Raw genomic sequence first — 26,878 nt, forward strand, 5'->3', positions numbered from 1 at the left:
CCCCCCCCCCCCCCCCCCCCCCCCCCCCCCCCCCCCCCCCCCCCCCCCCCCCGCCCCCCCCCCCCCCCCCCCCCCCCCGGCCCCCCACGCCTCGCCGAGCCCCCGTCCGGTCCGCCGGACGGGGGCTCCTGCGCGTCTGCGCGGAAGTGCCCGCGGGCTGCCGTCACCGGATCGTGACCGGCGGTGATGACCGGCCGTCCGGGCGCGACAGGCCCGGCCGCGGCGCGCGGGGATCCCGCGGCGCGCCGACCTACCGTCGCCCGGTGGGCCCGGACGCGGGCCTGCAGCACGCTGAGCGGGAGGCGGGACTGCTGATGACGACGACGGAGGCGACGGGGACCACGGGGGGCTTCCGTGGCGGCATCGACGTCCGCGTGAGCCTGCGGGCCGACGCCGGGTCGGGGGAGAACGCCTTCGACGGGGCCTGGTTCCCGCGCGGTCGCGACCTCGCCGTCGAGGTGCCCGAGCTGATCGCCGCGCTCGACCGCCGCGGCGTGCGGGTCGAGCGGTTCACCTACGCGCTGGACTCGTGGCTGCCGGCGCCGCGCAAGGTCGTCGTCGACGGCCGGGTGGTGCGCACCGGCGGGTTCCGCAGCATGGACCCCGGCGTCGTGTGCTTGAGCTGGGCCGGCGGCAACCGGCGCGCGGACCTGCTGGTCGTCCCGCCGGAGACCGACGTCATCACCGGCGTGCGCGCGCTGCGGCTGTGCACCCGGCGGGGCCTGCCGCGGTCGCCGCAGATGGTGCTCGCCGCGGCCCGCTCCCAGCCGCTGCCGCAGGTGCCCGACCTCCCGGTGGTCACCCGGGCGGTCTAGGAGGGCCCCGTCCTCCCCGCCCTCCGCACGCTCGGGGCGGGACCCGGGACGGGGCCGTCCGAGTCGAGGACGCCCGGGTCCTTGCGCCGTCCGCGAACCGGGTGGACGGCGGGGGAGCGGCTCCGCTGGGGTGGGCCCGTGCGACTCCTCGTCCTCGGCGGCACCCACTTCCTCGGCCGGCACGTGGCGACGGCGGCCCTCGACCGCGGCCACGAGGTCGCCGCGTTCAGCCGCGGCGTCACCGGCGCGCCGCCCGACGGCGTCCGCCCGCTGCACGGCGACCGCGACGACCCCGCCGCCCTCCCGCGCGCCCTGGACGGCTGGACGCCGGAGGTCGTCGTCGACACCTCCTGCCAGACCCGCCCGGCCGCCGACCACGCCGCGGCCGCCCTGGCCGGCGTGCGGGCGTACGCGTTCGTCAGCAGCCTCAACGCCTACTCGACCTGGCCGCCGGGCCCGGTCCGCGGCGAGGACGGCCCCACCTGGGACACCCCCGACGACGACTACGGCCCGAACAAGGCGTACGCGGAACGGGTGCTGGGCGCGGCGCTGCCCGGGCGGTTCCTCACCGCCCGCGCGGGCCTGATCCTCGGTCCGCACGACAACGTCCGCCGGCTGCCGTGGTGGCTGCAGCGGATCGCCCGCGGCGGCCGCGTCGTCGTCCCCGACGCGCTGGAGCAGCCGATCGCGCTGGTCGACGTCCGCGACCTGGCCGGCTGGCTGGTCGAGATGGCCGCGCGCGGGCAGGCCGGTCCCGTCAACGCCACCGGCCCGGCCGGGATGACGACCCTGGGCGGGCTGCTGGAGACGTGCCGGGAGGTCACCGGCAGCGACGCGGAGCTCGTCCCGGTGCCGGAGGAGGACCTGCTGGCCGCCGGCGTGGAGCCCTGGCTGCACCTGCCGTTCTGGCTGCCCCGGGAGACGGCGGCGACGGCGTGGGACGTCGACACGGCCCGCGCGCGGGCGCTGGGGCTTCCCAGCCGGCCGGTCCGCGACACCGTCGCCGACACCTGGGCCTGGCTGCGGCAGGACCCCGAGCGGCTGCCCACGCCGCACGGCCTGCCCGAGCCCGGCCTCCCCGGGGAGCTCGAGGCGACGCTGCTGGCCGGCCGCTGAGACGACGGGAGGCCCCGCCCGGCGGTTGCCGGACGGGGCCTCCTGCACGGCGTTGCCTAGTCCCGCGGGTCGGCGGGGCGGCCGGCGCGGAGGCTGCGCTCGAGGTCCGCGACGTCCGCCGCGTCCGGGGAGTGCAGGTGCTCGTCCTCGGCCAGGCGGGCGGCCTCGGCGGCGAGGGCGTCGGCCGACTCCTGCGCGCGGTCCTTGCGGTACTGGAGGAAGGAGTGCGCGACGGCGGCGGCCCAGACCAGGTAGATGACCGCGTAGACCGAGTAGCGGACCGGGTCGGAGGCGTCGATCCAGTCGCTGCGCAGCAGCGTGCGGGTGTTGGTCAGGACGATCATGCCGCCGACCAGGGAGCCGAGCAGCCGCGGCGGCACGTGACGCACCAGCCACGCGGCGATCGGCGCGGCCACCAGGCCGCCGGCGAGCAGGCCCAGGGCCCACACGAAGTCGATGCCCTGCGACCCGAGTGCGAGGAGGAAGCCCAGGCTGGCGGCCAGCGCGACGAGGAACTCGGAGGTGTCGATCGAGCCGATGACCTTGCGCGGCTCCATGCGGCCGCTGGCGAGTAGCGCCGGCGTCCCGACCGGGCCCCAGCCGCCGCCGCCGGTGGCGTCGACGAAGCCGGCCACCAGGCCGAGCGGGGCCAGGAAGCGCTTGCGCACCGGCCTGCCGATGTTGCGGCGGTCGACGCCCCGCAGGGTGAAGCGGACGAGCAGGTAGACGCCGAGCGCCAGCAGGATGACCGACATCACCGGGGCGGCGACCTCGGTGGAGAGGCTGGAGAGGACGTGTGCGCCGGCGAAGGCACCGACGGCGCCGGGGACGCCGACCTTGGCCACGACCTTCCAGTCGACGTTGCCGAACTTCCAGTGGGCGACGCCCGACATCAGGCTGGTGCCGATCTCGGCGAAGTGCACGGTCGCCGAGGCGGCGGCGGGGTTGGTGCCGAAGGCCAGCAGCAACGTCGTCGAGGTGACGCCGTAGGCCATGCCCAGGCTGCCGTCGACGAGCTGGGCGCCCAGCCCGGCGAGGGCGAGCACGATGAGGGTCTTCACGGGGGTGGGGGCTCCTGTCCGGCTGGGAGGCGGGCCGCGGGCGCGCGTCAGGGCGCGACTCGGCGCGGGTCGTGCGAGGGGGAGGGGCGCCCCGTAGGGCGCGGGCGTCAGCGGCCCGGACAGGTGGCCGTGCAGACGCGCAGCAGGTCGACGTGGATCCGCCCCACCAGGAGCACCGCCGTCGCCGCCACGGGGTCTATGTCTACCAGATCGATCGGGATATGCCAGCGGGGGGTCGGCGAGACGGAGGTCACCCCGCGAGCGCCCCGCGGGGTGACCCTTCGATCAGGGGAGCGGCGGCGTCAGCCGACGACGAGGCCGGTGAGGAGGTACGCCAGCGCGGCCACCGCCCCGGCGGCCGGCAGGGTGACGATCCACGCGACGACGATGTTGCCGGCCACGCCCCAGCGGACCGCCGACAGCCGCCGCGTCGACCCGACGCCCATGATCGACGTCGTCGTGATGTGCGTGGTCGAGACCGGCACGGCGAAGACCGTCGCCGTCGTCACCATGACGCCGGAGGCCACGGTCTGGGCGGCGAAGCCGCCGGCCGGGGTGAGCTGGATGATCCGCCGGCCCAGGGTGCGCATGATGCGGAAGCCGCCCGCGTAGGTGCCCGCGCTGATGGCGAGTGCCGCGGCGAGCACGACCCACAGCGGCACCTCGAAGTCGTCGATCTCGCCGGCGGTGAACAGCGCCAGCGTGATGATCCCCATCGTCTTCTGGGCGTCCTGCAGGCCGTGGCCGAGGGCCATGGTGGCGGAGCTGACGATCTGCGCGTAGCGGAAGCCGCGGTTGGCGCGGGTGACGTTGGCCCGCCGGAAGGTCCACAGGATGGCGAGCATGAACAGGTAGCCGAGGCCGAAGCCGACCAGCGGCGACACGACCATCGGGATGACGACCTTGTCGACGACGCCCAGCCACTGGACGTCGTGGGCCGCGGCGATCGCGGCGCCCACCAGGCCGCCGATCAGCGCGTGCGAGGACGACGAGGGCAACCCGAAGTACCAGGTGACGAGGTTCCACACGATCGCGCCGACCAGCGCGGCGAAGACGATCTCCAGCCCGCCGGTCCCGGTCGGTGCCTCGATGATCCCGGCGCCGACGGTCTTGGCGACCTCGGTGGACAGCAGGGCGCCGACCAGGTTCATCACCGCCGCCAGCGCCAGCGCCACCCGCGGCGTCAGCGCCTTGGTGGAGACGGCGACGGCGATGGCGTTGGCGGCGTCGTGGAACCCGTTGGTGTAGTCGAACGCCAGGGCGACGACGACGATGACGACCAGCGCGACGAAGGCCGCGTCCATCGACGCTCAGGACTCCTTGACCGCGATGGACTCGACGACGTTGGCCACCTTCTCGAACGCGTCGGCGGCCTCCTCGAGCTGGTCGGCCACCTCCTTGAGCCGGAGGACCTCCAGCGCCTCGAACTCGCCGCTGTAGAGCCGGGACAGCAGCCGCCGGTACAGCTTGTCGGCCTCGTTCTCGATGCGGTTGACCTCGATCCAGTAGTCGGGGAGGCCCTTCATCGTCTGCAGCCGCGGCATCGCCTCGGCGGTGGTCTCCGCGGCGCGCTGCAGCAGCGCCGTCTGCTGGCTCATCTCCGCCGGCAGGGTGCCCAGCCCGGTGAGGACGACGAGGTCGGCGGCGGCCTCCACGTAGTCCATGACGTCGTCGAGGTGGCTGGCCAGGCTGTAGATGTCCTCGCGGTCGAACGGCGTCACGAAGCTGGAGTTCAGCTGCCGGAAGATCGCGTGCGTCGACTGGTCACCGGCGTGCTCGAGGTCGCGCAGCCGGTCGGCGAGCTCCCTGCGGCGGGCGTGGTCGTGGATGAACTCGCCCAGGACGTCGGTGGCCGCCACCAGGTTCTGCGCGGAGTCGCTGAACAGGGTGTAGAAGCTCTGGTCCTTGGGGGTCAGGCTGAAGGGCACGAAGGGGCTCCGGATCGGCGGGGTTCGGGAGGGCGCCCGCCGCGGATGAGCGGTCGCACGGCCGTCGGGCAGCATAGGTACCCGTTCACGCGCGGTTCAGCGCAGGTTCACCCGCGGGCCGCGTCCGGCCCCTCCAGCGCGCCCCCGCCGAGCGCCTCGACCAGGTCGGCGCGGGCCCGGGCGACCCGCGAGCGGATCGTGCCCACCGGGCAACCGGCCACCTCGGCGGCCTCGGCGTAGGAGAGCCCGAGCAGCTGGGTCAGCGCGAAGGCCTCCCGGCGGTCGGGGTCCAGCCGGGCCAGCAGGTCGGTGACGGCGGCGCCCTCGCCCACCCGGTCGGCGTCGTCGCCGCGGCCGAGGGTCTCCAGGTCGGTGTCGTCGCGGACCAGGGTCAGCCGACGGCGGCGCCGCGAGCGGACGGCGTCGGCGCAGACCCGCCGGGCGATCGCCAGCAGCCACGTCCGCAGCGAGGAGCGGCCCTCGAAGCGGTGCAGCGTGGCGAAGGCGCGGGCGTAGGTCTCCTGGGTCAGGTCGTCGGCGGAGTCCCGGTCGCCGAGCGCGGCGCACAGCCGCCAGACGTCGGACTGGGTGGACCGCACGAGGGTGGCCGCGGCGAGGGGGTCGCCGTCGACGGCGGCCGCCGCGACCCGCTCGAGCTCGTCCACGTGTTCCCTCCGTCACATCCGGGCCGGTCCCGGGAACCGGACGGGCCCTCCGTGACGACTACGACGACATGCAGTGTGCCCCCTTCCGCGAGGCGGTCTCCGCGCGACTCGACGGCGAGCCGCTCGGCGTGCCCGCCGCCGACCTCGACCGCCACCTCGCCGCGTGCCCCGCGTGCGCCGGGTGGGCCGACGCAGCGGAGGCGGTGACCCGCCGGGCGCGGCTGGCCCCCGCGCCACCGGTGCCCGACCTCACCGCCGCCGTCCTCGGCGCGCTGCCGCGGCAGCTGCCCGGCACCGCGGCCGCCGCGCGCGCCCGGCTGGTGCGGTCGGCGCTGCGGCTGGCCCTGCTGGCCGTGGGCGTGGCGCAGGCCGGCCTGGCGTGGCCGGCGCTGTCCGGCGGCACCGCGGCGATGAGCGCGCCGGTGCACGTGGCGCACGAGACCGGCGCGTGGAACCTCGCCATCGCGGCCGCCTTCCTCGCCGTCGCCGCCGCGCCCCGGCTGGCCGCGGGTGCGCTGCCGTTCCTCGCCACCTTCACCGTCCTGCTGACCGTCACCACGGTGCGCGACCTGCAGGCCGGGCACGTGCACGCCGACCGCGCCGCCGCGCACCTGCTGCTGCTCGCCGGCGTCGTGCTCATCGCCGTGGTCGCCTGGCGGCAGCGGCCGCGACGGGCGGCCGCGCCCGCGGCGGCCCGGCGGGTGGTCGCGTGAGCACCGCCGTCCCGGCACGCCGCTCGCCGCGGCCGGCCCTGCTGCTGCTCGTGCTGCTCGCCGGCTGGCTCGGCCTCGGCGTGGCCACCGCCGGCCCCGCCGCCGCGCACGCCGAGCTGGTCTCCACCGACCCGGGGGAGGGTGCCCGCCTCGACGCGGCGCCCGGCCAGGTCACCCTGCGCTTCACCGAGGGCGTGTCCCTCGGGGCCGGCTACGCCCGCGTCCTCGGCGACGACGGCGAGCGCGTGGACACCGGCGCCGCGTCGGTGCAGGACGACACTGTCACCGTCCCGCTGCGCGGCGACCTGCCCGACGCCAGCTACGTCGTCACCTACCGGGTGATCTCCGCGGACTCGCACCCGGTCAGCGGGGCCTACGCCTTCGTCGTCGGCGACGGCGAGCTCGCCGACGCCGGGGCGGTCGCCACCGACCCCGACGCCGACCCGTTCGTCGCCACCGCGCTGCCGGCCGCGCGCGCCCTCGGGTTCGCCGGGGAGGCCGTGGGCCTGGGCGTCCCGGCGTTCCTGCTGCTGTGCTGGCCGGCCGGCTGGGCCTCGCGGCGGATGCGGCGGCTGACCACGGCCGGGCTGGCGACGGTCGCCGGGGCCGCGGTGCTCACCTTCCTGCTGCAGGGCCCCTACGCGGGCGGGGTGGGGCTCGGGTCGCTGCTCGACCCGGCGCTGCTGTCCACCACCGGCTCCTCGGCCTACGGACTGACCACGCTCGGCCGCGGTGCGCTCGCGCTGCTGCTCGCCGCGCTGCTGGTGCCGCTGTGGCGCCGCGCGGCCGCGCCGCAGCCGCCGGAGACGGTGGGCGTGGCCGTCCTCGGCGCCGGCGTCGTCCTCACCACCGCGGCGGTCGGGCACCCGGTGGCCGGCAGCGTCCCGGTGCTCGCCACCGCCGTCACCGCGGTGCACGTCGCGGCCATGGCCCTGTGGCTGGGCGGGCTGGCCGCGCTGCTGGCCGGCCTGGTGCGGCCCGGCGTCGAGGCCGGGGAGCTGGCCGCGGCGCTGCCGCGCTGGTCGCGGATCGCCTCCGGCTCGGTGGCCGCGCTGGTGGTCACCGGCGTCGTCCAGTCGGTGCGCGAGGTCGGCTCGCCGGCCGCGCTGGTCTCCACCACCTACGGCTGGATCCTGCTGGCCAAGCTCGCGCTGGTCCTGCTGCTGCTGGCCGCCGCCGGCGTCTCGCGGGTGTGGGTGCAGCAGCACCTCGGCCTCACCCGCCCGCGGCCGGGCGGCCGCCGCCGGGTGACCGCGCACGCCTTCGCCGCCCCCGGCGCCGGCGCCGAGGAGCCGGCGGTCGCCGAGGCCGCCCGCGCCCGCGCCGCGGTGCAGGCCCGCGGCGCCGTCGAGGACGTCGCGCCGCTGCGCCGCACGGTCCTGGTCGAGGCCGCCGTCGCCGCCGTCGTGCTGGTGCTGTCCGCGATGCTGGTGGGCACCCCGCCGGCCCGCGCGACGGCCGCCCAGCCGGTCGACGTCACCCTGCCGCTGCAGTCGTCGGCGGGGGAGTCCGGCAGCGTCCAGCTGTCGATCGACCCGGCCCGTCCGGGCGCCAACACGCTGCACCTCTACCTGTTCGACGACGACGGCCGGCTGGCCCAGCCGGCCGACCTGCGCGTGACGCTCACCGAGCCCGAGCAGGAGATCGGCCCGCTCGACGTCGACCTCGAGCCCGCCGGCCCCGGCCACTGGGTGGCCGACGGGATGTCGATCCCGGGCGCCGGCACCTGGACCGTCGCCGTCAGCGTCCGGCTCGGCGAGTTCACCGCCACCACCGCGAGCACCGAGTTCCCGGTGCGCTGAGACCCCTCCCCGGATCGACAGAAGGAGAACCGTGTCCCTCATCCTGCGACCGCTGGCCCGTGCCGGTGTCGTCCTGGCCGCCGTGCTGACCGCCCTGGTCGCGTCCGTCGTGGTCGCCGCCACCGCGTCGGCGCACGTGACGGTCTCGTCGGCCGACGCCGCCGCCGGCGGCTACGGGAAGCTGACCTTCCGGGTGCCCAACGAGAGCGACACCGCGAGCACCGTCTCGGTGCGCATCTCGATCCCGGAGGACGAGGCGCTGGCCTCGCTGCGGACGATGCCGGTGCCGGGCTGGTCGGTCGTCACGACCTCCGCCGAGCTCTCCTCGCCGGCCGACGACCACGGGACGGAGATCACCAGCTACGTGTCGGTGGTCGAGTTCCGCGCCGACGCCGGCGGCGGGATCGCGCCCGGCCAGTTCCAGGAGTTCTCGCTGTCCGGCGGCCCGTTCCCGGACGCCGACACGCTGTCGTTCCCCACGGTGCAGACCTACAGCGACGGCACCGAGTCGGCGTGGATCGAGCCGACCGTCGAGGGCCAGGAGGAGCCGGCGAACCCGGCGCCGACCCTGACGCTGACCGCCGCCTCGTCCGGGGACGGCGCGGCCACCGACACCGCGGCCGCCACGGACGAGCACGCCCACGACGCCGAGGTGAGCAACGCGCCGGCCGGGCTGGCGCTGTTCCTCGCCATCCTGGCGCTGGCCGTCGGGGTCGCGGGCGTCGCCCTCGGATACCGCGCCGGCCGACGTACCGTGTCCTCGTGACCGCTCCCGGACGCGGCCGGAGCGCCGCGCTGCTCCTCGCCGCCGGCCTGGCGCTGTCCGCCTGCGGCTCCGACGACGGGGACCAGGCGGCGGCCGCCGAGGGCCACTCCCACGCCGACGGGGACCACTCCGGCGGCTCCCTCGCCACGGTGGAGGGGCCCGACGACACCTACGCCGGCCTCGACCTGCCCGACCCCTACCAGCGGCCCGCGTTCACCCTGACCGACCAGACCGGCGCGTCCTACGACTTCGCGTCCGTCACGGCGGGGCGCCCGACGCTGCTGTTCTTCGGCTACACGAACTGCCCCGACATCTGCCCGACGACGATGGCCGACGTCGCCCTCGCCCTGCGCGACACCGACCCGGCGCTGGCCGAGCAGGTGCAGGTGGTGTTCGTGACCACCGACCCGGCCACCGACACCCCGCAGGTGCTGGGGGAGTACCTGGACCGGTTCGACGCCGACCTGTCCACGCAGTTCGTCGGGCTGACCGGCGACCAGGACGCGATCGACCAGGCGCAGCTGTCGGCCGGCGTGCCGCTGGCCGAGGAGGACGGCCGGCTGCACAGCTCGCTGCTGCTGCTCTACGGCGCCGACGACCAGGCGCACGTCGCGTTCGACGCCGGCAACACCGCGCGGGACATCGCCGGCGACCTGGCCCTGGTCGCCGACGGCGCGTGAGCGGCGCCGTGCAGCGGGGCCGGGCCGCCGGCGCGCGGCTGCTGGTCGTCCTGCTCGGCGTGCTGGCCACGCTGGCCCTCGCCGGGCCGGCGCAGGCGCACGTCGGCGGGGAGGTCGCCGGCAGCGACTTCGACGGCCGGGTCACCTCGGTGCAGCCGCCGGTGCCCGGGGTGAGCGTCCGGGTGCTGGAGTTCGGGGACTCCCTGGAGCTGGTGAACACCACCGGCACCGAGGTGGCCGTGCCGGGCTACTCCGACGAGCCCTACCTGCGGATCGGTCCGGACGGCGTCTGGCGCAACGCGCACAGCCCGGCCACCTACATCAACCTCGACCGCTTCGGCCGGGTCGCCCTGCCCGCGGACGCCGACCCGCGGGCCGAGCCGGAGTGGGTGCGCGTCTCCACCGAGCCGCAGTACACCTGGCACGACCACCGCACGCACTGGATGACCGAGGGACAGCTGCCGCCGGCGGTCGCGGCCGACCCCGACCAGGCGCAGACGGTGTTCGCCTGGACCGTCCCGATGCGGCACGGCGACACCGCGCTGACCGTGCGCGGGGTGCTCACCTGGAGCCCGCCGCCGCCGACGGCGCTCACCTGGGGGCTGCACCTCGCGCTGGCCGCCGCCGTCGCGGCCGCCGGCCTGCTGGCCCGGTCGCCGCGGCCGCTGGGCTGGGCGCTGGCCGCGGGCGGCGCCGCCGCGCTCTGGCACGCGGCGAGCACGCCCGAGCCCCCGGTGACGGTGTCCTCGCACGCGGCGGCGGTGGTGTCCGCGCTGCTGCCGGCGGTCACCGCGGCGCTGGTGGCGGTGCTCGGCCGGGTCGCCGCCCGGCGCGGCCGCGGGGTCGTGGCCGGGCTGTGCGCGGTCGTGCTCGGCTGGCTGCTGCTGGTGCAGGGCCTGCCCGACGTCGACGTGCTGTGGAGCGCGCACGTCGCCACCGGCGGCCCGGAGCTGCTGGCCCGGGTGGCGGTCGCCGTGCTCGTGGCCGGTGGTGCCGGTCTCGTCGTCGGCGGGCTGGCCGCCGCCCGGCGCTTCCGCGACCCGGAGCGGGCCCGCCCGCAGGACCCCGCCCCCGAGCCCCAGCCGGTCGCCTGACCGGCCGGGGCCCGGGGGCCGTTCCGGCTAGGCGGTCCCGTCCGGCACCGGGTGCAGGTGCGGGCGCGCACCGGAGAGCATCTCGTTGGCCCGGTCCAGGTCGGCCTCGAAGTCGACCTCGACGGCGGCCCACCGCGAGATGTCCACCGGCCGGAAGCGCACGCCGGCCTCGATGATCGCCGTCTCCATGCCGCGCTCGAAGTAGTCCTGGTCGCCGCAGCCGTCGAGGTGCTCGACCAGCACGGCCTTGTCGGCCGAGGAGACGTAGTTGATGCCCACGGCCTCGCCCAGGCCGCCCTTCACCGTCTTGGACAGCTCGGCGATGTAACCCTCCCCGTCGAGGGTGTACTTGACCTCCTCGTCGGCGACGGTGGAGGTGTCGACGCACACGAAGCTCTCGTCGGCCTGCAGCGCGGGCAGCACGGCCTCCAGCACGGCGGCGTCGAAGACGACGTCGCCGTTGAGCCACAGCACGCCGCCCTCGCGGGTGGTGCGCAGGCCGCGCAGCAGGCTCTTGGAGGTGTTGGTCCGCGCGAAGTGCGGGTTGTAGGCGAAGCGCAGGTCGGGCGCGGCCTGCATGAGCAGCTCGCACTGGAACCCGACGACGGCGGTGACGTCGACGGCGGGGCCGAAGACCTGCGCGAGCGTGTCCAGCTGGCGGTGCAGGATGCTGCGGCCGTCCACCAGCGGGGTCAGCGGCTTGGGCAGCGGGCGCCCCAGCCGGGTGCCCATCCCGGCGGCCAGGATGACCACCTGCGGCGGGAAGGGCTGCGTGCGGGCGGCCGGCCGGACTGCTCCGGTCCTGCGGCCGGGCACTCGGGTCTGCACGAGGTCAGCGATGCGCACTGTCGTCCCCTCCTCGGGTCGGGTCAGCCGCGCCGGCGGGGCCGCCGGGCGGGAAGAACAGGTCGAGGACGCGCCCGGTGGCGTTGCCGTCCTCCAGGGCGGTGTAGGTCTCGCGGAAGGACCGGTAGCGGTCGGCGTGCTCCGCGGTGACGGCGTCCAGGTCGGCGAGCGCGTCGACCAGCTCACCGCTGGTCGTCACGATCGGCCCGGGCGCAACCTCCTCGAGGTCCACGTAGAAGCCGCGCAGCCGGTCGCGGTACTCGTCGAGGTCGTAGGGGAACAGCAGGATCGGCTTCCCGGTGACCGCGAAGTCGAACATCGTCGACGAGTAGTCGGTGACCAGCACGTCGGCGGCCAGGTACAGGTCGCGGATGTCCGGGTACGACGACACGTCCTGCACCGGCATCCCGTCGATCGACTCGAGCCGGTCGGAGACCATGTTGTGCAGCCGCAGCAGCAGCACGTGGTCCTTGCCGAGCCGGTCGGTGAAGTCCGCGAGGTCGACCGGGAAGTCGAAGTCGCGCTCCCCGGTGCCCTCGAAGACCAGGTCGTCGCGCCAGGTGGGCGTGTAGAGGACGACGCGGGCGTCGTCGTCGATCCCGAGCCCGGCCCGCACCCGCGCGCGCACCGCGTCCCGCTCGGGGCTGGAGAGCAGGTCGTTGCGGGGGTAGCCGGTCTCGTGCACCGGCCCGCGGAAGCCGAAGGCCTGGCGGAACCGGCCGGTGCTGTAGGGGTTGGGGGAGAGCATCGCGTCCCAGCGGGCGATGTCGTGCTCCAGGTAGGCCAGCCGGCCCTCCGGCGCCCAGAGGACGTCGTTGTGGATCCGCTTGAGCGGGGTGCCGTGCCAGGTCTGCAGGTAGAAGGCGTCCGGGCGCTTCTCCCAGTCCAGCGGCACGTGGTCGTTGGACACGACGACGTCGGCGGCCTCGAGCGCGGCGATGCTCTCCGGGCTGCCGAACGGGACGGTCTCGACGTCGGCCGGGAAGGCGGACTCGGCGACCGGCGCGGTCAGCCACGTGTGCGTGACGTCGTCGCCGCGCGCCACCAGCGCCTCGTAGACGGCGCGCGGGCTGTCGGAGAACAGGCCGCGGAAGCTGGTGTAGACGATCCTCATCGACCACCTCCGGTCAGGACGGGCAGCAGCAGGTCGGCGAGCTCCTGCCAGGACGAGACGACGGCGAGCACGCCGGCCTCCCACAGCGCGGCCTCGCGCTCGGCGCGCTCGGCGGGCTGGACGAACAGCAGGTTCCCCACCGTGGGACAACCCGCGCGGACCGCGGAGAGTGCCCCCGGGACGGAGTCCTCCACGGCGAGGCCCTGCCCGGGGGCGATCCCCAGGCGCTCGCAGGCGTACAGGTACACCGCCGGGTCGGGCTTGCTCGTGGGCACCGGCAGCGAGTCCTCGGCGCTGAACCGGGCCGACGGCGGGATCAGCGCGTCCAGGTCCGTGGCGGTGAAGCAGGCGGCGAGCCGGGCCAGCGCGCTGGAGCTCACCGCGGCCAGTCGCAGGTGCGGGGCGAGCGCGGTGAGGGCGGCGTTCGTCGGCCCGTGCGGGCGCAGGTGCTCGCCCAGGTAGGCGGTGACCGCGCGCTTCTCCTCGGCCACCCACGGCTCGACGTCGACCTCGGGGCGGCCGGCCTCGGCGGCCAGCCGGCGCGACGTCGTCCGGAAGTTCATCCCGGTGGTGGCCAGGCGCAGCTCCTCCGGGGTGTACCGGCGCGCGTCGCCGAGCTCGGCGAGGAAGCGGTTGGTGACCTCGGCGGAGGCGACGAAGGCCGGCTCCTCGGAGGGGAACAGGTTGCCGTCGGCGTCGCACAGCAGCGCGGTCAGGCCCGCGACGACGTCGCGGGGGAGGACCGCGGCCGCCCCGCCGGTGCGGGGCGCGCTCACCGGGCGCTCGCGGCGGTGGCGGCGGCGACGGTCTCGCGGACGCCGTCGCACCGGAGCCGGCGCACGGCGTCGGCGAGTTCGTCGGGGAACCCGGGGACCGAGCCGAGGTCGCCGAAGACCGGCTCGTCGGTCAGCAGCAGGCGCGGGTCGTCGCCGCCGGCGCGGGCCAGGGCCTGCAGGTGCGGCCCGCGGTCGTCCTCGATCGGCAGCGACCGGCCGTGCTCGTCGACCTGCTGCAGGTAGCGGACCCAGCCGGCGAGGGCCAGGGTCAGCAGCGCGTGCGGGCGGTCCTCGGCCAGGGCCTGGCGCAGAGACGGCAGCAGGTGGTGCGGCAGCTTGGTGGACCCGCGGCGGCACAGCCGGGACAGCCGGTCGGCGATGGCCGGGTTGGCGAAGCGCTGCAGCAGCGTGGCCTTGTACTCGTCGAGGTCGATGCCCTCCGGCACGGGGATCAGCGGGGTGACCTCGTCGTCCATGAGCCGGGCGGCGTACGCGGCGAACACCGGGTCGCCCATGAGCACGTCGATCCGCTCGTGCCCGGCCAGCGTGCCGAGGTAGCCGAGCGCGGAGTGGCTGGCGTTGAGCAGCCGGGTCTTCATCAGCTCGTGGTCGGTGACGTCGCGGACGAACCGGACGCCGACCGCGTCCAGCGGCGGGCGGCCGTTGCAGAAGGAGTCCTCGATCACCCACTGGGAGAACGGCTCGGTGACGACCGGCCAGCGGTCGTCGATCCCGTGCCGGCGGGCGAGCGCCTCGCGCTCCTCGGGCGTCGTCTGCGGGGTGATCCGGTCGACCATGCTGCTGGGGAAGGCGACGCGGTCGGTGATCCACCGGGCGAGGACCTCGTCGCGCAGCGCGGCGAACCCGGTGACGGCGGTGCGGGTGGCGTCGCCGTTGCGGTGCAGGTTGTCGCAGGAGACGACGGTGAACGGCGCCGTGCCGGCCCGGCGGCGGCGGTCGAGGGCCTCGACGAGGAAGCCGAAGACGGTGCGCGGGGCGCCGGGGTGCGCGAGGTCGTGCCGGACGTCGTCGTCGGGGGCGAAGACGCCGGTCGTGGGGTCGAGCAGGTACCCGGCGCCGGTGATCGTCATGGTGACCACGCGGGTGCGCGGGTCGCTGAGCCGGTCGAGGACCGCGTCGGGGGCGTCGGGGGCGAACAGGTAGTCGGTGAGGACGCCGACCACCCGGGCGCGCTCGCCGTCGGGGCTGCGCTCGACCACGGTGTAGAGGTTGTCCTGCGGCGCGAGGGCCTCCCGCAGCCGCCGGGCCCGCAGGCCGACGCCCACGACGCCCCACTCCGCGGAGATCCGCTGCTGGGCGACCTCGTCGAAGTAGATGAGCTGGTGGGCGCGGGAGAACCCGCCCACGCTCAGGTGCACGACCGACGGGATCAGCGCCGCCCGGTCGTAGGTGGGGACGGTGAGCCGGGCCCCGTGCTGCTCGAGCGTCGCCGCGGTCAGCGGCCGGACGCGGCCGACGGGGAGTGCCGTCGGCTGCGCGGCCGTGCCGGCCCGCGGGAGGTGCCGCGGGAAGCGCTCGGGCTGTGCCATCGAGGCATCGGTCCTTCCTGTCGGTGCTCGGCCGGCGCACGACCGGCCGCCCCCGCGCGCGGCACGGGACGATCATGGGACCACGCCGGCCGATCCGGGTGCACCTCCAGGGGCGGAGGGTCGCGGTGAAGCCGTCGTGCGGTGCGTCGCGCCGGTGGGTCGCGACACTGCCCGCGGAGTGTGCTCACGCGGGCACCTGGCGTGGGGGCGTCGGCCCGGCGGTCTCGTCGGACCGGCGCGGGCTGCTCCACGCCGGATGAGGTCATGTCCCCCGGAGGACCACGGCGTAAACACAGCAGCCGCGCGTGACACAGCGCACACGGCGTGTCACGCGCGGACACGCCGCACTCGGGGTCACGGCGAGGTCACGGTGTGTTTGTATCGACACGACTCGATCGGGCCCGCACGGGCCGCTTCCCACGAGCGAGCGGGGTACGCGCCTTGGCCAGTCACCGGAGTGATGCGGGTCTGCTGACCCGTCCCGCCAGCGGCTCCCTCGCGGCGGTGCCCGGTCCCCGGACCGGCGACTCCTGGACCGCGGCGGACCACCCGGTGTCCCCGCTGCGCGGCTTCCCGCCGGTCCGCCCCGCCGGCGTCCCCGTCCCGCGGTCCGCCGCCGAGGCCGCCGACGACGTCCCCGCGCCGGCCACCACCGCCCTGCCCGTCCCCGCCGCGGCCGCCGGACCGGCCACCACCGCGCTCGCCGCCCCGCGCGCCCGCCGTCGCGGCCTGCGCGACCGCCGTCCCCAGCTGCTGCTCGCCGCGCTCGTGGCCGGCGCGATCGGCGCCGGGGTCGTCGGGGTGCCCGGCGGGTCCGGGGCGGAGGCCGGGTCCACGGCGGTGCTCGGCGCGCAGATGGAGCTGGCCACCGGCGAGGAGTCCCTCGAGGTCATGCCGATGGCCTCGATCACCGAGGCGGAGGCGCAGGCGCGCCTGCAGGAGGTCGCGGCCAGCCGCGCGGAGCGGGCCGCGGCCGAGGCCGCCGCCGCGGAGGCCGCCCGCGAGGCGGCACGGCCCAAGGCCGTGCTGCCGGTCGACGGTGCGCGGTTCACCAGCGGCTACGGCTCGCGGTGGGGCACCTTCCACTACGGCATCGACCTGGCCGCCCCCATCGGGACGCCGGAGTACGCGGCCGTGGACGGCGTCGTCGTCCGGGCCGGTGCGGCCAGCGGTTTCGGCCTGGCCGTCTACGTCCTCCACGAGAACGGCGACGTCACCGTCTACGGCCACATGGAGGAGATCCTCGTCGAGCCCGGCCAGTACGTGGAGGCCGGCGAGACGATCGCGCTGCTGGGCAACCGCGGCCAGTCGACCGGGCCGCACCTGCACTTCGAGGTGCACCAGGGCGGGATGGACGGTCGCAGGATCGACCCGGTGCCGTGGCTGGCCGAGCGCGGGGTCGAGGTCTGACCCGCGACGCGCGGGACGCCCCCCCCGCCGCAGGGGGCCGTGCCGGACGTCGTATAGTTCTCCGTGGCCTGAGCGAGACCGGGCGGGCCGAGGAACGGGGCTGTGGCGCAGCTGGTAGCGCACCACACTGGCAGTGTGGGGGTCAGGGGTTCGAGTCCCCTCAGCTCCACCCGTGTGACCAGGCCGTCCTCCCTCGGGAGGACGGCCTGAGTCGTCTCTGGTCGCAGTCGTGGTCGCCGTTTGATTCCACGAGCAGCGCGGCGCCCGTGCGGTCGGCGGCCTCACGGGCCGGTGCCGGCACGACGTGCTTCGTCCAGGCGTCGTGGTCCGTCCTCGCGTCGATCGGCCGGCCGTTCGGGCGTGCCCGCTCCTGGGCTCCTGGTGGACGAGCCCGCCGCCCCGGACGCGGTGCACGGCGTGCCGGACGGTGAGGGTGTCGTCGAGCAGGTCGTCGTCCTCCGACGCCGGCGGCGACGCCCCATCCGCTCGGGGACGGGACCCCGACGGGCGAGTACGTTGCCAGCGGCGCCGCATCAGCGGCCCCTGACAGGTCATGCAGGTGGCCCAGCGGATCACGGGCCACCCGTCACGGGCGACTCACTCCGGGGTCGAGGACCTCCGTCGACCAGCCGGACCTGACGGAGCGGACCGCGATGAGCCCCGACGACGATCAGCGGCCGTCCGAGCCTCTGGACGTCCACGACGCCTTCGCCGAACTCGGGCAGCTGTCCTTCAGCGACACCTCCCTGGACGCGATGCTGCAGAGGATCGCCGACCTGGCCAAGCAGGTCATCCCCGGCGTCGCGGAGGCCTCGGTCAGCCTGGTGGAGAACGACAAGGCCACCACCGCCGCCTTCACCGGCAAGCTGGCGCTCGACCTCGACGAGTCGCAGTACGGTCGCGGCTACGGTCCCTGCCTGGAGGCGGCGGTCGGTGAGGAGATCCGCGCGATCACCGACGCGCGCGAGGAGAGGCGCTGGCCGGACTACGCCCAGGTGTGCGTCGAACGCGGCTCCCTGAGCTCCGTGTCGGTCCCCGTACCGGTACGACAGACCGTCCACGGTGCACTGGACCTCTACGCGGTCGAGGCTGCCGCGTTCGACGACGAGGCCAGAGACGTCGCTCGGGCGTTCGCCTCCTACGTCGCCGTGGCGGTGCACAACATGCACCTCTACGAGAGCACCCGCGAGCTCGCCGAGAACCTGGACCGGGCGATGCAGACGCGCGCTGTCATCGAACAGGCCAAGGGCATCCTGAGGAGCCAGCGACGCTGCAACGCGGCCGAGGCCTTCCAGTTGCTCGCGACCGCCTCGCGGCGGTCCAACCGCAAGCTCCGCGACATCGCCCAGGCCGTCGTCGACGGTGCGAGCCGCACCCGAGCAGCGAGGCCTAGCCGGCTCGACGACGTCCCGGACGTGTCCCCGGCAGGTCGGGCTCGGAGGTGCCGCTCGCGGACAGGCGGAACCCCCGGGGGAGCAGGACCGTGTGCGTCGCCGTGCTCGTGAAGGCGTGCGAGACGCGTGCAGGCGAGCCGGCCGGTGGCGCTCCGTCAGGAGGGTCGGAGCTGCGGCGTCCGGTCCTGATCCACCTGGTCCCGTTCCCCGTCGGCGAAGTCGCCGGCCGTCTTCGGCGCGTGGGTCGGCGAAACGGGCGCAGCTGCATCGTCCGTCGGCCGGTCCCGTCGCTCGCGTCGGAGGCAGGCCACCGCGCCGGCGCCTCGGGGGTGCGGAGGGCGGCCCCGCCACCCCGGGTCTGGAGTGGCGGGGCCTGACCGCGGCACGCCCCCCGGGTGGCCGCCGCGGCTGCTCGGGGTGCAAGCAGACGCTATGCGTCTCGCCGGTGCACCGCCTGCCCAGTGGATCGTGGGGGCCGGGCTGGGACGAGCGGCAGCTAGCCGGTGAGGACGAGGCGCTCGGCGATCTCGCGGACCTTGACGTTCCTCCTCATGGACACCGTGGCGAGGGCTTCGAAGGCCTGATCGGGGGTCAGCCTGTGGCGCTCGATCAGGATGCCCTTGGCCTGCTCGATGACCGCTCGGGACTCGAGCGCGATCCGGAGGTCGTCGGCCGTCTGCCGGGCCCTGCGGTACGCCTGGACGGTTCCGGCGGCGACCGCCGCGTAGGGGGCGAACCCGGTGGCCACCGCTCGGCTGGCCTCGTCGAAGGCCTCCGGCCTCCGGGCGTAGACGTTCAGCGATCCCGCGACCTGCTCCTCCCCGGCGAGGACCAGGGGCACGGCCAGCAGACTGAGGACGCCGTGCTCGGCGACGTAGCGGCCGTAGTCGGGCCACCGGCTGTCCACGCGGGTGTCGCTGATCTCGACCAGGACGCCGTCGTGGGCGGTGTGCAGGCACGGCCCGTCCCCGCGGCGGTACTGGGCCTCGTCGAGGCCGAGGGCCAGTGGCCCGGTGTCGACGACCGTTCGCGGCTCGTCCCCGATCAGCAGCGTGACCGATGCCTCCGGGTCACCGGGCATGACCCTCTTGGTGAGGTCCGCCATCGACTGCAGCAGGCTCTCCATGGAGAGTTCCTGCAAGGACCTCTGGCCCAGGTGCTCCAGGGCCTCCGCTGCTCTCGTGGACCGTTGCTTCCCGCTGTGGGCCACCGCAGGCCTCCGGTCTGATCGATACCGGGGCACGACCTCGGCGGCGAACCCCACGGTGGGCTCCGCATCTGGGCTACGCCGCTGCCTGACGCAACATCGACGCCCGACGCCGGGCGCTGGAGGTGACCCTATCCGACTGCCTGGCCGGCACAGTGGCGGTCTCGGACGTCGTCGGGCGTCCTCGAACCGCCTCGGTGACGTCGGGAGACGGCAGGGCCTCAGCCGGGCGCGGGTCCGCCGACGTGGCCGCAGTCGTGGTTGCAGCTGGGTCGGACCTGCGGCGACACAGGTCGGACCCTCGTCGTCGTTAGGGGGTCGGCGCGGCCGCACGGCAGCCGGGGACTCCTCCCTAGAGTTGCCCCATGTCGATGCGGCCGGTCTCCGGCCTCGACGTCGGCGTCCTGCTCGAGCGGGTCGAGGGGACGGCGCCGATCGGGGCCCTGCAGGCCGCGGCGGAGGCGCTCGCGGAGATGCTCGGGGCGCGGGACCTGACCTTCCTCATCGCCGACTTCAGCGGCCGCGCCGTCGTGCGTCTCACCACGGGGATCGCCGGAGCCGAGGGCGGTCGCTCGCAGGCGGGCGCGCACGCGGAGACCCTGCCGCTGTCCGGCACCGTGTACGACCGCGTGCTGCGGACCCAGGAGGTCGACGTGCGACCGCTCGACGACGGGGCCCTGGTGGTCGCCCCGGTCAGCGACCGGGGGGACGCGATCGGGCTGCTGGAGCTGGTCCTGCCGGCGCACCCGGACCCGGCGGTGGTCGCCGACGTCGCCGCCGCCGCGCACGCCCTGGCCTACGTGGTCATCGCCGCCCGCCGGTACACCGACGTGTTCGAGTGGGGTCAGCGCACGACCCCGTTCTCCCTGGCCGCGGAGATCCAGCGCCGGCTGCTCCCGGCGTCCTACACCTGCGAGGCCGGGCAGTTCACCCTCGCCGGCTGGCTCGAGCCGGCCGCCTCGGTGGGCGGGGACACCTTCGACTACACCCTCAACCAGGACTCGCTGCACGTGTCCGTCACCGACGCCGTCGGTCACGAGGTCCGGGCCGCCCTGCTGGCCACGCTGCTCGTGGGCGCCCTGCGCAACGCCCGCCGGAAGGGCCTGGACCTCGCCGGGCAGGCCCGCTACGCCAACGACGCCCTCGCCGACGACGCGGCCGGGCAGTTCGTCACCGGGCAGCTCCTGCGCGTGGACCTGTCGTCCGGGACGGCCGTGGTCGTGAACGCCGGTCACCCGCTGCCGCTGCGGCTGCGGGACCGCAGGGTGCAGGAGATCGGCCTGGACGTCGAGCCGCCGTTCGGTGTCGTGCCCCGCGCGTCCTTCCGGCCCCAGGAGCTCCGGCTGGTACCGGGGGACCGCGTGGTCCTCCTCACCGACGGGATGCAGGAGCGCAACGCCGCCGTCCTGGACGTCGCGGCGGCCCTCCGCGACACCGCGGACCTCCACCCCCGGCAGGTCGTCCAGGAACTGGGGGCCGCGGTCCTGCGCGCGACCGGCGGCGACCTCCGCGACGACGCCACGGTGGTGTGCCTGGACTGGTACGGAGGTCCCCCGCGCCGGCGGGACAGCGCGCACGGCGCCGACGCCGGCCGCGCCTCGTCGGCGCGGTCGCCCCGCCGCCCGGACGCCTGACCGCGGGCGCGGACCTCACCCGGCGCCGAAGCGGGCCCAGACGTGCTTGCGGTCGTCGGCGACGGTCCACCCGCGGTCGACGCTGAGGTGGGCGACCATGCGCAGGCCCATGCCGCCGAGGGCGGGATCCCGGTCGGCCGCGGGCTCGGGTGCGGTGCGCGGATCGCCGTCACTGACGTCGAGCAGCACTCCCCGCCCCGTGCGGACGGCGAGGACCCGCACGGGTGCACGGCCGTGCCGGAGGCCGTTGGACGCCAGTTCGTCGACGGCCACCACGAGGTCGTCGACGACCGCTCCGTCCGCGTCGGACCCCTCGGCCCCGCCCGCCGCCCAGACCCGCAGCTGCGCCCGTACGGTGCGCAGGTCCGCGGCGTGGGAGATCTCGCACTCGTAGCGGGGTCCCGTGGTCTCGGGACACGGCCGCCGCGGCCAGGGCTCCAGGTCCATGGGCTCGTTCCGGTCCGGGGATGTCCCGGCAGCAGTGCCCCGTCGCCGGCGTTCCGAACCCGTCCGGGTCGTCGCGCGACCGTCCGTGCCCGTCGTCGGGTCTCAGGACGGCCGGTCCGCCCCGCGCTCGGCGGCGCGGTCGCGCTCCCGCGACGCGAACTCGCGGGCCTCGCGGGCCTCGCGGCGGAGCCGCTCGCCGTCCTCCGGGCGGGTCTCGGCGAGCTGGTCGAGGGTCTCGGCGAGCCGCGTCTCGGTGTCGGCGATGGTGCGGGAGGTCCGGGCGAGCGCGTCGGCCAGTGCCTCCTTGCGGAGCAGGAGGTCCTCGGCCCGGCGCCGCACGGCCTCGGCCCGCCGGGCGAGGTGCCGGGTCCGGTCGACCTCGCCGGCGGGGGGCGCTCCGCCGTCCCCCCGGGGCTCCACGGCGGACAGCGTGACGCACCGGCGTGCGCCGCGGCACCGTCCGCTGCGTCCCGCGGCGACGATGTGGGCGTGCGCCGCCGCCGCCGCCGAGCAGACCGCCGAGGTGCAGCGGCTGGTGGGCCTCGGCGCCGAGCGCGTGGACGGGACGCCCACCCCGACGATCCCGACCCCGTCGTCCTCGCCGACCCCGAGCGCGACCGGTTCCGCGTGGTCGACCGGGCGCACGGCTGACCCCACCCCGGACGGGGGAGGGTGCGGCGCGGCCGCTTGCGCAGGTCGGCAGACTGCCGGGGTGATCGAGAGCGCCGACGCCGCCGGGACGACCGCACGCATCCCCTCCCTCCCGGCCGCCCGGACCGCTCCGGTCCCCGCCCCGTCCGACGACACGCTGCTCGTCCCCGGGGAGACCTGCTGGCGGATCGAGCGCGCCGACCGCCACGCCGTCTTCGTCGACGCCGCCGACTACTTCGCCACCCTCAAGCGCGCGGTGCTGCGCGCCGAGCGCCGGGTGCTGTTCATCGGCTGGGACTTCGACCCGCGCATCCGGATGGACCCGCGCACGCCCGGCCGCGCCCGCGACGACCGCCTGGGCCGCGTGCTCGAGCACGCCGTCCGCGCCAACCCGCGGCTGGAGATCGGCGTCCTGCAGTGGGACCTCGGCATGGTGGTGGCGCTCACCCGCCGCATGGCCCCGATCGTGCTGCTCGACCGGCGCACCCCCGACCGGCTGCGGTTCACCGTCGACACGCACCACCCGCTCGGCGGCGCGCACCACCAGAAGATCGTCGTCATCGACGACTGCCTGGCCTTCGCCGGCGGCATCGACGTCACCGCCGACCGCTGGGACACCTCCGAGCACCGCGACCGCCACCCGCTGCGGCACCGGCCGCACACCACCCGCCTGCGCGGGCCCTGGCACGACGTCACCAGCCTGGTCTCCGGCCCGGCCGCCCGCGCGATCGGCGACCTCGCCCGCGAGCGCTGGGAGAGCGGCACCGGGGAGCACCTGGAGCCGGTGACCGACGTCGAGGCCTGCTGGCCCGAGGAGGTCGAGACCTTCCTCACCGACGTCGACGTCGCGGTCTCGCGCACCCGCCCCGAGTACGGCGGCGCCGAGCTGGTGCACGAGATCGAGCTGCTGTGGCTGGCCGTGGTCGCGGCCGCCCGGCGCACCGTCTACGTCGAGACGCAGTACTTCGCCAACCGCCGGGTCGCCGAGGCGATCGCCGAGCGGCTGCAGGAGCCCGACGGGCCGGAGTTCGTCGTCGTCCTGCCGCGGTCGGCCGACGGCTGGCTGGAGAGCAAGGCCATGGACACCGCCCGGGTGAAGCTGTTCGACCTGGTCACCCGCGCCGACCGGTACGACCGGTTCCGGCTGCTCGTGCCGGTCACCGAGGAGCGCCGGCCGATCTACGTGCACGCCAAGGTGACCTGCCTCGACGACCGGCTGCTGCGGATCGGCTCGGCCAACCTCAACAACCGCTCGATGGGCCTGGACACCGAGTGCGACCTGTCGATCGAGGCCCGCACCGGCGACCCGCGCCACGACGAGCTGGCCGCGGCGGTCCTGGGCATGCGCCACCGCCTGCTCGGGGAGCACCTCGGGGTCGCGCCGGAGGAGGTCGCGGCCGCGGTGGAGGAGCACGGCGGGTCGCTGGTCCGCGCCGTCGACGCGCTGATGCGGCCGGCCGGGCGCTCGCTGGTCGCCTTCGAGGCGCCGGAGCTCGACCCGGTGGAGCGGCTGCTCGCCGAGACCGAGCTGCTCGACGCCGAGCACACCCCGAACCGCTGGCGCCGGGTGAAGCGGGCCTTCGCCGGCCGCCGGCGCCGCCAGCGCGGCTGAGCGCGGGCGGGTCAGAAGCCGAACAGCAGGCCCAGGCCCGCGACGGTGAACAGCACCATCACCAGCACCAGCGGCAGCTGGTCCGACGCCGGGGCCCGCGGCGCCACGCGCAGCGCCTTCTCGTGGGCCAGCAGCACGCCGACGACGTGGCCCAGCACCACCGCGCCGACCTGCACCCAGGCGATGACGTCGGGGCTCACCGCGCGCAGGTCCACCACGTCGGCCGCCGTGCCGAACAGGTCGGCGCCGGTTCCGAACGGGTCGCTGGCGAGGATCCACGTCGTCTGCCCGTCGAGGGCGAGCAGCGAGAAGTAGTGCGCCACGGTGTAGCCGACCGCGATCGGCACCACCGACGCCGCGTACAGCCGGGGCTGCGGGCCCAGCGGGAGGCGGCCGAGGCGGCCCGAGAGCCGGGTGCCCAGCAGGTACAGGACCGCGACCAGCGCGGTGCACGCGACCAGTCCGACGGTGCCCGAGGCGGTGTCGCCGGCCGCCCCCGGGCCGGTCTGCCACCACGCGGTGCGGGAGAGCCCGTCGAAGCCGGTGGAGCCGAGCAGCACCACCACGACGGCGGCCAGTCCCGGGGAGTCCGGGCCGGCCATCGCGTTGGTCAGCGGCGAGCGGACGACGACCACGCCGTCGTCGCGCCGGCCGACGACCGACAGCCGGCCGAGGACGGCCGAGTACACCTCGAAGCCGTCGCCGCGGGCGAACCACCCCTCACCGAACCAGGCCGCCGCGGCCAGGTGCACGACCGCGTGGGCGGCGAGGAAGACCGCGACCGCGACCGGCTCCGACCGGCCCGGGTACACCAGCTCCAGCCAGACGAAGGCCAGCAGCGAGCCGGCCGCCGGCCACAGCCCCAGCGCCGGCAGCCGGTCGGCGCCGCGCGGCGGTCCCGTGAGCACCCGCAGGCCGCGGGCGAGCAGCCGCAGCGGGTTGAGCACCCGCCACACCGGCCCGAGCAGCAGGCTCACCGGCACCAGCCCCACCCAGAAGGTCACGTAGAGGACCCAGGGCGCGAGGTTGTCCGCCGTGTCGTCGGGGCCGGCCAGCGCCACCGCCAGGACGAGCACGGCGACGGCGAGCGCGACCGCCTGCAGGCCCCGGCGCAGCGGAGCGCTGTCCGCGGCGCGCTGCACCCAGGCCGGCAGCGGGTGCCCGGAGGCGGCGTCGCCGAGCCTCGGCCGGCGCCAGAACAGCAGCAGGACGGTGAAGCTGACCAGGATCGCCGCGCCCGCGCCGTAGAGCGCCAGGCCGAGGGGGAGCGGCAGGTCGGTGCGCGACCCGACGCCGTGCGCGAGGACGGTCACCCGACCTGCAGCGACAGCAGCACCGTGCCCGTCCCGTGCAGCTCCACCTCGAACACCCCGGGGATGTCCGCGGTGAACCGCACCGTCGCGGGCGTGCCCGGGGCGAGCGCGGCCTCCAGGTCGTAGCCGTGCACGTGCACCTCGTCGGCGGCGTCACCGGTCACGGTGAGGGTCACCTGCTCCCCGAGGGGGACGGGGACGCGGCCGGTGTCGCCGGTGGCCCGCCCGCCGGCGACCTGCACCGCGAGCGCGCGGCCGGCCGGGGTGGGTGCGGCCGAGGACGGGGCCGGGGGCGGGGCCGAGGACGGAGCCGCCGTCGCCGACGGCGCGCCCGCGTCGGACGGTGCGGTCCCGGCACAGCCGCTCAGGGCCACGACCGCGAGAGCGGCCAGGGCCAGGCGGCGGGTCACCGGCCGGCCCCGCTCGGCGCCGGGGCCGTGCTGCCCACCGGCCGGTCGGGGGACCGCTCGCCGGCGCTGCCGCGGCGCGAGCAGCGGGCCACGCCCCAGGAGATGGCCGCGACGATCGCGATCGTGCAGGCCAGGACCACGAGGTTGGCCACGGTCCACAGCCCGCCGCCGGCGTCCTTCAGCTCCCGCTGCAGCAGGTCGACCTCCGGGACCGCCGCGCGGGTGACCCCGTCGGTGGCGGCGATCTCGCCGGCCGGGATGGCCGGGTCCTCGGGCAGGTAGACCGGCACCGCGGTGAGCACGCGGCCGTCGTGGATGCGCAGCATCGTCTTCCAGTCGTCGTGCACCGGCACCGGCTCGGTGGTCCGGTACTCACCCGGCCCGGTGCGCTCGAGGTCGGTGACGACCAGCCCCTGGCCCTGCCACGCGGTGATCTGCACCCACGCCGGGTCGTCGAGGGCGTCGGCGGGGTCCAGCCGCACGGTGACGTGCGCCGTCCGCGGGTCGGTGGTGACGTCCTCGATCGCGAGGGTGGCCTCGAGGTCGCCGGGCACGGTCGCGACCAGCCCGTTGGCCACGCCGCCGGCGAGGGCCAGCAGGCCCAGGACGAGCACGCCGCGCGCCACGGCGGGGCGCGGCAGCCGGCGGCGCAGGCCGAGCGCGAGCAGCGCGCCGATCAGCCCGCCCGCGACGCCCCCGACGACGGCCATGAGGGTGCCCTCGACCAGGACGTCGCCGTTCCACTCGAGCACCTGGGTGACCCGGGTCCACAGGCCCTCGACCGCCGTGCCGACGGTCCCGACCAGCACGCCGGCGACGGCGCCGAAGGCCAGCGGGCGGCGGGCGAGCGGCCAGGCCAGCGCGAGCAGTTCCACCAGCAGCGCGGAGCCGAGGTAGAGCGGGAACTGCGGCGTGATCTCGCCGAGGACCGGGCCGACGACGACGGCGATCGTGCCGCGGACGACGAGGAAGAACCCGGCGGCGGCCAGCGCCCCGCCCCGGCCCATCCAGAGCCGGGCGGCGACCAGCGCGGCCCCCGCGGCGCCGGCGATCATGAACGGCTCGAGCACCAGGCGGAACTGCGGGACGTCGAAGTCGAACTCGCCCTGGAACACCGACAGGCCCAGCAGCAGGCCGCCCATGGCCGAGGCCCGGCGGAGGAACCGGGCGCGGTCGCCCCCCTCGCGGCCGCCGTGCACCCGGCCACCGTGCACCCGGTCGCCGTGCACCCGGCCGCCGTGGCCCTCCGTCTCCAGCACCAGCAGCCCGACGATCGACAGGCCGGCGCCGCCGATGAGCATGAGGTGGGTGGGGCCCCACAGCGTGACGTCCTGGCCGAACAGGCGGTGCCAGACGTCGTCGAGGGGGAAGCCGAGCAGGGCGTAGAAGCCCGCGGCGGTGAGCAGCACGCCGCCGACCGGGACGTCCCAGCCGCGGACGAACCGGACGGCGGCCGGGCCGGGGCGCTCGTCCAGCGGCATGGAGCAGGCCAGCACGCCACCGGCGAAGACCCCGAACAGGCCGAACAGGATGAGGTAGTGCGCGGGGTTGGCCAGCGGGCCCTCGTCGCGGCCGACGCCGACGTGCAGCGCGATGTCCCACATCATCCCGAGCAGCGCGACCAGCAGCGACGCCGTCGTCAGCACGGTCGGGAGGGCGACCCAGCCGGGGACGTGGGTGGCCCGGCCGAGGGCGCTCCCGGCGCGGGCGAGCACCGTCGTCCGGCGGGTGCGGTGGGCCCACACCAGGCCGAGCAGGACGGCGGTGAGGGCGAACCCGATGGCGGAGGCGAGCACGACCTCGCCGACGGCGGCACCGCCGGCGGGACGGTCCTCCACGGCGAGCAGCACTGGTCCCAGGGACGTCACGCCGCT

The 26,878-nt window shown here is 76.1% G+C and carries 25 protein-coding genes and 1 tRNA gene; 12 read left to right on the top strand and 14 right to left on the bottom strand.

What is annotated here, in order from left to right:
- Positions 1-263 precede the first annotated feature (263 nt).
- Both ACI8AK_RS11885 and ACI8AK_RS11890 read left to right on the top strand, forming a co-directional pair.
- Entirely contained in the window at positions 264-815 is a 552-nt protein-coding gene (locus tag ACI8AK_RS11885) for a DUF5994 family protein (RefSeq protein WP_387986009.1), read from the top strand.
- A gap of 138 nt (positions 816-953) precedes the next feature.
- The gene (locus tag ACI8AK_RS11890; RefSeq protein WP_456956379.1) at positions 954-1,931 is read left to right on the top strand and encodes an NAD-dependent epimerase/dehydratase family protein; all 978 of its coding nucleotides are present in this window, start codon (positions 954-956) and stop codon (positions 1,929-1,931) included.
- A gap of 56 nt (positions 1,932-1,987) precedes the next feature.
- Here the strand turns inward: ACI8AK_RS11890 and ACI8AK_RS11895 are convergent, their stop codons facing one another.
- The 4 genes from ACI8AK_RS11895 to ACI8AK_RS11910 form a co-directional block, all read right to left on the bottom strand.
- Complete coding sequence (locus tag ACI8AK_RS11895) at positions 1,988-2,992, bottom strand: sulfite exporter TauE/SafE family protein (protein ID WP_456956381.1); 1,005 nt, start codon at positions 2,990-2,992, stop codon at positions 1,988-1,990.
- A 302-nt stretch (positions 2,993-3,294) separates the two neighbouring features.
- Complete coding sequence (locus ACI8AK_RS11900) at positions 3,295-4,296, bottom strand: inorganic phosphate transporter (RefSeq protein WP_387986002.1); 1,002 nt, start codon at positions 4,294-4,296, stop codon at positions 3,295-3,297.
- Between the two features lie 6 nt (positions 4,297-4,302).
- Positions 4,303-4,920 (bottom strand): DUF47 domain-containing protein, encoded by a 618-nt coding sequence (locus ACI8AK_RS11905; protein ID WP_387985999.1) that lies wholly within the window; start codon positions 4,918-4,920, stop codon positions 4,303-4,305.
- Between the two features lie 107 nt (positions 4,921-5,027).
- Positions 5,028-5,585 (bottom strand): sigma-70 family RNA polymerase sigma factor, encoded by a 558-nt coding sequence (locus tag ACI8AK_RS11910; RefSeq protein ID WP_456956383.1) that lies wholly within the window; start codon positions 5,583-5,585, stop codon positions 5,028-5,030.
- Positions 5,586-5,653: 68 nt separating this feature from the next.
- On the opposite strand from ACI8AK_RS11910, the gene ACI8AK_RS11915 reads away from it, so the two are divergent.
- Genes ACI8AK_RS11915 through ACI8AK_RS11935 form a run of 5 tightly spaced genes read left to right on the top strand, consistent with a single transcriptional unit; the run spans position 5,654 to position 10,640 of the window.
- Positions 5,654-6,298 (top strand): zf-HC2 domain-containing protein, encoded by a 645-nt coding sequence (locus tag ACI8AK_RS11915; protein WP_456956384.1) that lies wholly within the window; start codon positions 5,654-5,656, stop codon positions 6,296-6,298.
- Complete coding sequence (locus ACI8AK_RS11920) at positions 6,295-8,100, top strand: copper resistance CopC/CopD family protein (protein WP_456956386.1); 1,806 nt, start codon at positions 6,295-6,297, stop codon at positions 8,098-8,100. The genes ACI8AK_RS11915 and ACI8AK_RS11920 overlap by 4 nt, the downstream gene beginning before the upstream one ends.
- Positions 8,101-8,131: 31 nt before the next feature.
- A complete protein-coding gene (locus ACI8AK_RS11925; protein WP_387985988.1) occupies positions 8,132-8,866 on the top strand; it encodes a YcnI family protein in 735 nt (244 codons plus the stop codon).
- Complete coding sequence (locus ACI8AK_RS11930) at positions 8,863-9,546, top strand: SCO family protein (RefSeq protein WP_456902872.1); 684 nt, start codon at positions 8,863-8,865, stop codon at positions 9,544-9,546. Before ACI8AK_RS11925 ends, ACI8AK_RS11930 begins: the two co-directional genes overlap by 4 nt.
- Positions 9,543-10,640, top strand: coding sequence for a hypothetical protein (locus ACI8AK_RS11935; protein ID WP_456956387.1), 1,098 nt, complete (start codon positions 9,543-9,545; stop codon positions 10,638-10,640). Before ACI8AK_RS11930 ends, ACI8AK_RS11935 begins: the two co-directional genes overlap by 4 nt.
- A gap of 27 nt (positions 10,641-10,667) precedes the next feature.
- Here the strand turns inward: ACI8AK_RS11935 and ACI8AK_RS11940 are convergent, their stop codons facing one another.
- Genes ACI8AK_RS11940 through ACI8AK_RS11955 form a run of 4 tightly spaced genes read right to left on the bottom strand, consistent with a single transcriptional unit; the run spans position 10,668 to position 14,926 of the window.
- The gene (locus ACI8AK_RS11940; RefSeq protein WP_387985980.1) at positions 10,668-11,486 is read right to left on the bottom strand and encodes a phosphocholine cytidylyltransferase family protein; all 819 of its coding nucleotides are present in this window, start codon (positions 11,484-11,486) and stop codon (positions 10,668-10,670) included.
- Positions 11,473-12,600, bottom strand: coding sequence for a CDP-glycerol glycerophosphotransferase family protein (locus ACI8AK_RS11945; RefSeq protein ID WP_387985977.1), 1,128 nt, complete (start codon positions 12,598-12,600; stop codon positions 11,473-11,475). The genes ACI8AK_RS11940 and ACI8AK_RS11945 overlap by 14 nt, the downstream gene beginning before the upstream one ends.
- Entirely contained in the window at positions 12,597-13,376 is a 780-nt protein-coding gene (locus ACI8AK_RS11950; protein ID WP_387985974.1) for an HAD family hydrolase, read from the bottom strand. Before ACI8AK_RS11950 ends, ACI8AK_RS11945 begins: the two co-directional genes overlap by 4 nt.
- On the bottom strand, positions 13,373-14,926 hold the full coding sequence (locus ACI8AK_RS11955; RefSeq protein ID WP_387985971.1) for a mannitol dehydrogenase family protein: 1,554 nt from the start codon (positions 14,924-14,926) through the stop codon (positions 13,373-13,375). Before ACI8AK_RS11955 ends, ACI8AK_RS11950 begins: the two co-directional genes overlap by 4 nt.
- 504 nt (positions 14,927-15,430) lie before the next feature.
- Between ACI8AK_RS11955 and ACI8AK_RS11960 the strand changes: the two genes are divergently transcribed.
- From ACI8AK_RS11960 to ACI8AK_RS11970, 3 genes are all read left to right on the top strand, one after another.
- Positions 15,431-16,336, top strand: coding sequence for a M23 family metallopeptidase (locus tag ACI8AK_RS11960; protein WP_456902867.1), 906 nt, complete (start codon positions 15,431-15,433; stop codon positions 16,334-16,336).
- A 96-nt stretch (positions 16,337-16,432) separates the two neighbouring features.
- Positions 16,433-16,505: transfer RNA gene (locus ACI8AK_RS11965), tRNA-Ala, on the top strand.
- A 484-nt stretch (positions 16,506-16,989) separates the two neighbouring features.
- The gene (locus ACI8AK_RS11970; protein ID WP_456956389.1) at positions 16,990-17,841 is read left to right on the top strand and encodes an ANTAR domain-containing protein; all 852 of its coding nucleotides are present in this window, start codon (positions 16,990-16,992) and stop codon (positions 17,839-17,841) included.
- Between the two features lie 385 nt (positions 17,842-18,226).
- Here ACI8AK_RS11970 and ACI8AK_RS11975 read toward each other — a convergent pair whose 3' ends face one another.
- A complete protein-coding gene (locus tag ACI8AK_RS11975; RefSeq protein WP_456956391.1) occupies positions 18,227-18,856 on the bottom strand; it encodes an ANTAR domain-containing protein in 630 nt (209 codons plus the stop codon).
- Positions 18,857-19,302: 446 nt separating this feature from the next.
- Between ACI8AK_RS11975 and ACI8AK_RS11980 the strand changes: the two genes are divergently transcribed.
- Positions 19,303-20,571 (top strand): PP2C family protein-serine/threonine phosphatase, encoded by a 1,269-nt coding sequence (locus tag ACI8AK_RS11980; RefSeq protein WP_456956393.1) that lies wholly within the window; start codon positions 19,303-19,305, stop codon positions 20,569-20,571.
- Positions 20,572-20,586: 15 nt separating this feature from the next.
- Here ACI8AK_RS11980 and ACI8AK_RS11985 read toward each other — a convergent pair whose 3' ends face one another.
- Together ACI8AK_RS11985 and ACI8AK_RS11990 are read right to left on the bottom strand one after the other, a co-directional pair.
- Positions 20,587-21,018 carry an ATP-binding protein gene (locus ACI8AK_RS11985; RefSeq protein ID WP_456948687.1) on the bottom strand — a complete coding sequence of 144 codons (432 nt, stop codon included), beginning with the start codon at positions 21,016-21,018 and terminating at the stop codon, positions 20,587-20,589.
- 102 nt (positions 21,019-21,120) lie between these two features.
- Positions 21,121-21,438, bottom strand: a complete 318-nt coding sequence (locus ACI8AK_RS11990; protein ID WP_387985945.1) for a hypothetical protein — start codon at positions 21,436-21,438, stop codon at positions 21,121-21,123.
- 292 nt (positions 21,439-21,730) lie between these two features.
- Between ACI8AK_RS11990 and ACI8AK_RS11995 the strand changes: the two genes are divergently transcribed.
- Complete coding sequence (locus tag ACI8AK_RS11995) at positions 21,731-23,281, top strand: phospholipase D-like domain-containing protein (protein ID WP_387985942.1); 1,551 nt, start codon at positions 21,731-21,733, stop codon at positions 23,279-23,281.
- An 11-nt stretch (positions 23,282-23,292) separates the two neighbouring features.
- On the opposite strand, the gene ACI8AK_RS12000 is transcribed toward ACI8AK_RS11995, so the two are convergent.
- Genes ACI8AK_RS12000 through ACI8AK_RS12010 form a run of 3 tightly spaced genes read right to left on the bottom strand, consistent with a single transcriptional unit; the run spans position 23,293 to position 26,872 of the window.
- The gene (locus ACI8AK_RS12000) at positions 23,293-24,594 is read right to left on the bottom strand and encodes a hypothetical protein (RefSeq protein ID WP_387985939.1); all 1,302 of its coding nucleotides are present in this window, start codon (positions 24,592-24,594) and stop codon (positions 23,293-23,295) included.
- On the bottom strand, positions 24,591-25,004 hold the full coding sequence (locus ACI8AK_RS12005; protein WP_387985936.1) for a cupredoxin domain-containing protein: 414 nt from the start codon (positions 25,002-25,004) through the stop codon (positions 24,591-24,593). Before ACI8AK_RS12005 ends, ACI8AK_RS12000 begins: the two co-directional genes overlap by 4 nt.
- Positions 25,001-26,872, bottom strand: coding sequence for a hypothetical protein (locus tag ACI8AK_RS12010; RefSeq protein WP_456956395.1), 1,872 nt, complete (start codon positions 26,870-26,872; stop codon positions 25,001-25,003). The genes ACI8AK_RS12005 and ACI8AK_RS12010 overlap by 4 nt, the downstream gene beginning before the upstream one ends.
- Positions 26,873-26,878: the final 6 nt, after the last annotated feature.

This window comes from Geodermatophilus sp. SYSU D00867 (genome assembly GCF_054050315.1).

Excerpts from the sequence above, each read along its gene's own strand:
- ACI8AK_RS11900 (WP_387986002.1), bottom strand. The coding sequence starts at position 4,296 with ATGGACGCGGCCTTCGTCGCGCTGGTCGTCATCGTCGTCGTCGCCCTG.
- ACI8AK_RS11915 (WP_456956384.1), top strand. The coding sequence starts at position 5,654 with ATGCAGTGTGCCCCCTTCCGCGAGGCGGTCTCCGCGCGACTCGACGGC.
- ACI8AK_RS11945 (WP_387985977.1), bottom strand. The coding sequence starts at position 12,600 with ATGAGGATCGTCTACACCAGCTTCCGCGGCCTGTTCTCCGACAGCCCG.
- ACI8AK_RS11955 (WP_387985971.1), bottom strand. The coding sequence starts at position 14,926 with ATGGCACAGCCCGAGCGCTTCCCGCGGCACCTCCCGCGGGCCGGCACG.
- ACI8AK_RS11970 (WP_456956389.1), top strand. The coding sequence starts at position 16,990 with ATGAGCCCCGACGACGATCAGCGGCCGTCCGAGCCTCTGGACGTCCAC.
- ACI8AK_RS11975 (WP_456956391.1), bottom strand. The coding sequence starts at position 18,856 with ATGGAGAGCCTGCTGCAGTCGATGGCGGACCTCACCAAGAGGGTCATG.
- ACI8AK_RS11980 (WP_456956393.1), top strand. The coding sequence starts at position 19,303 with ATGTCGATGCGGCCGGTCTCCGGCCTCGACGTCGGCGTCCTGCTCGAG.
- ACI8AK_RS11985 (WP_456948687.1), bottom strand. The coding sequence starts at position 21,018 with ATGGACCTGGAGCCCTGGCCGCGGCGGCCGTGTCCCGAGACCACGGGA.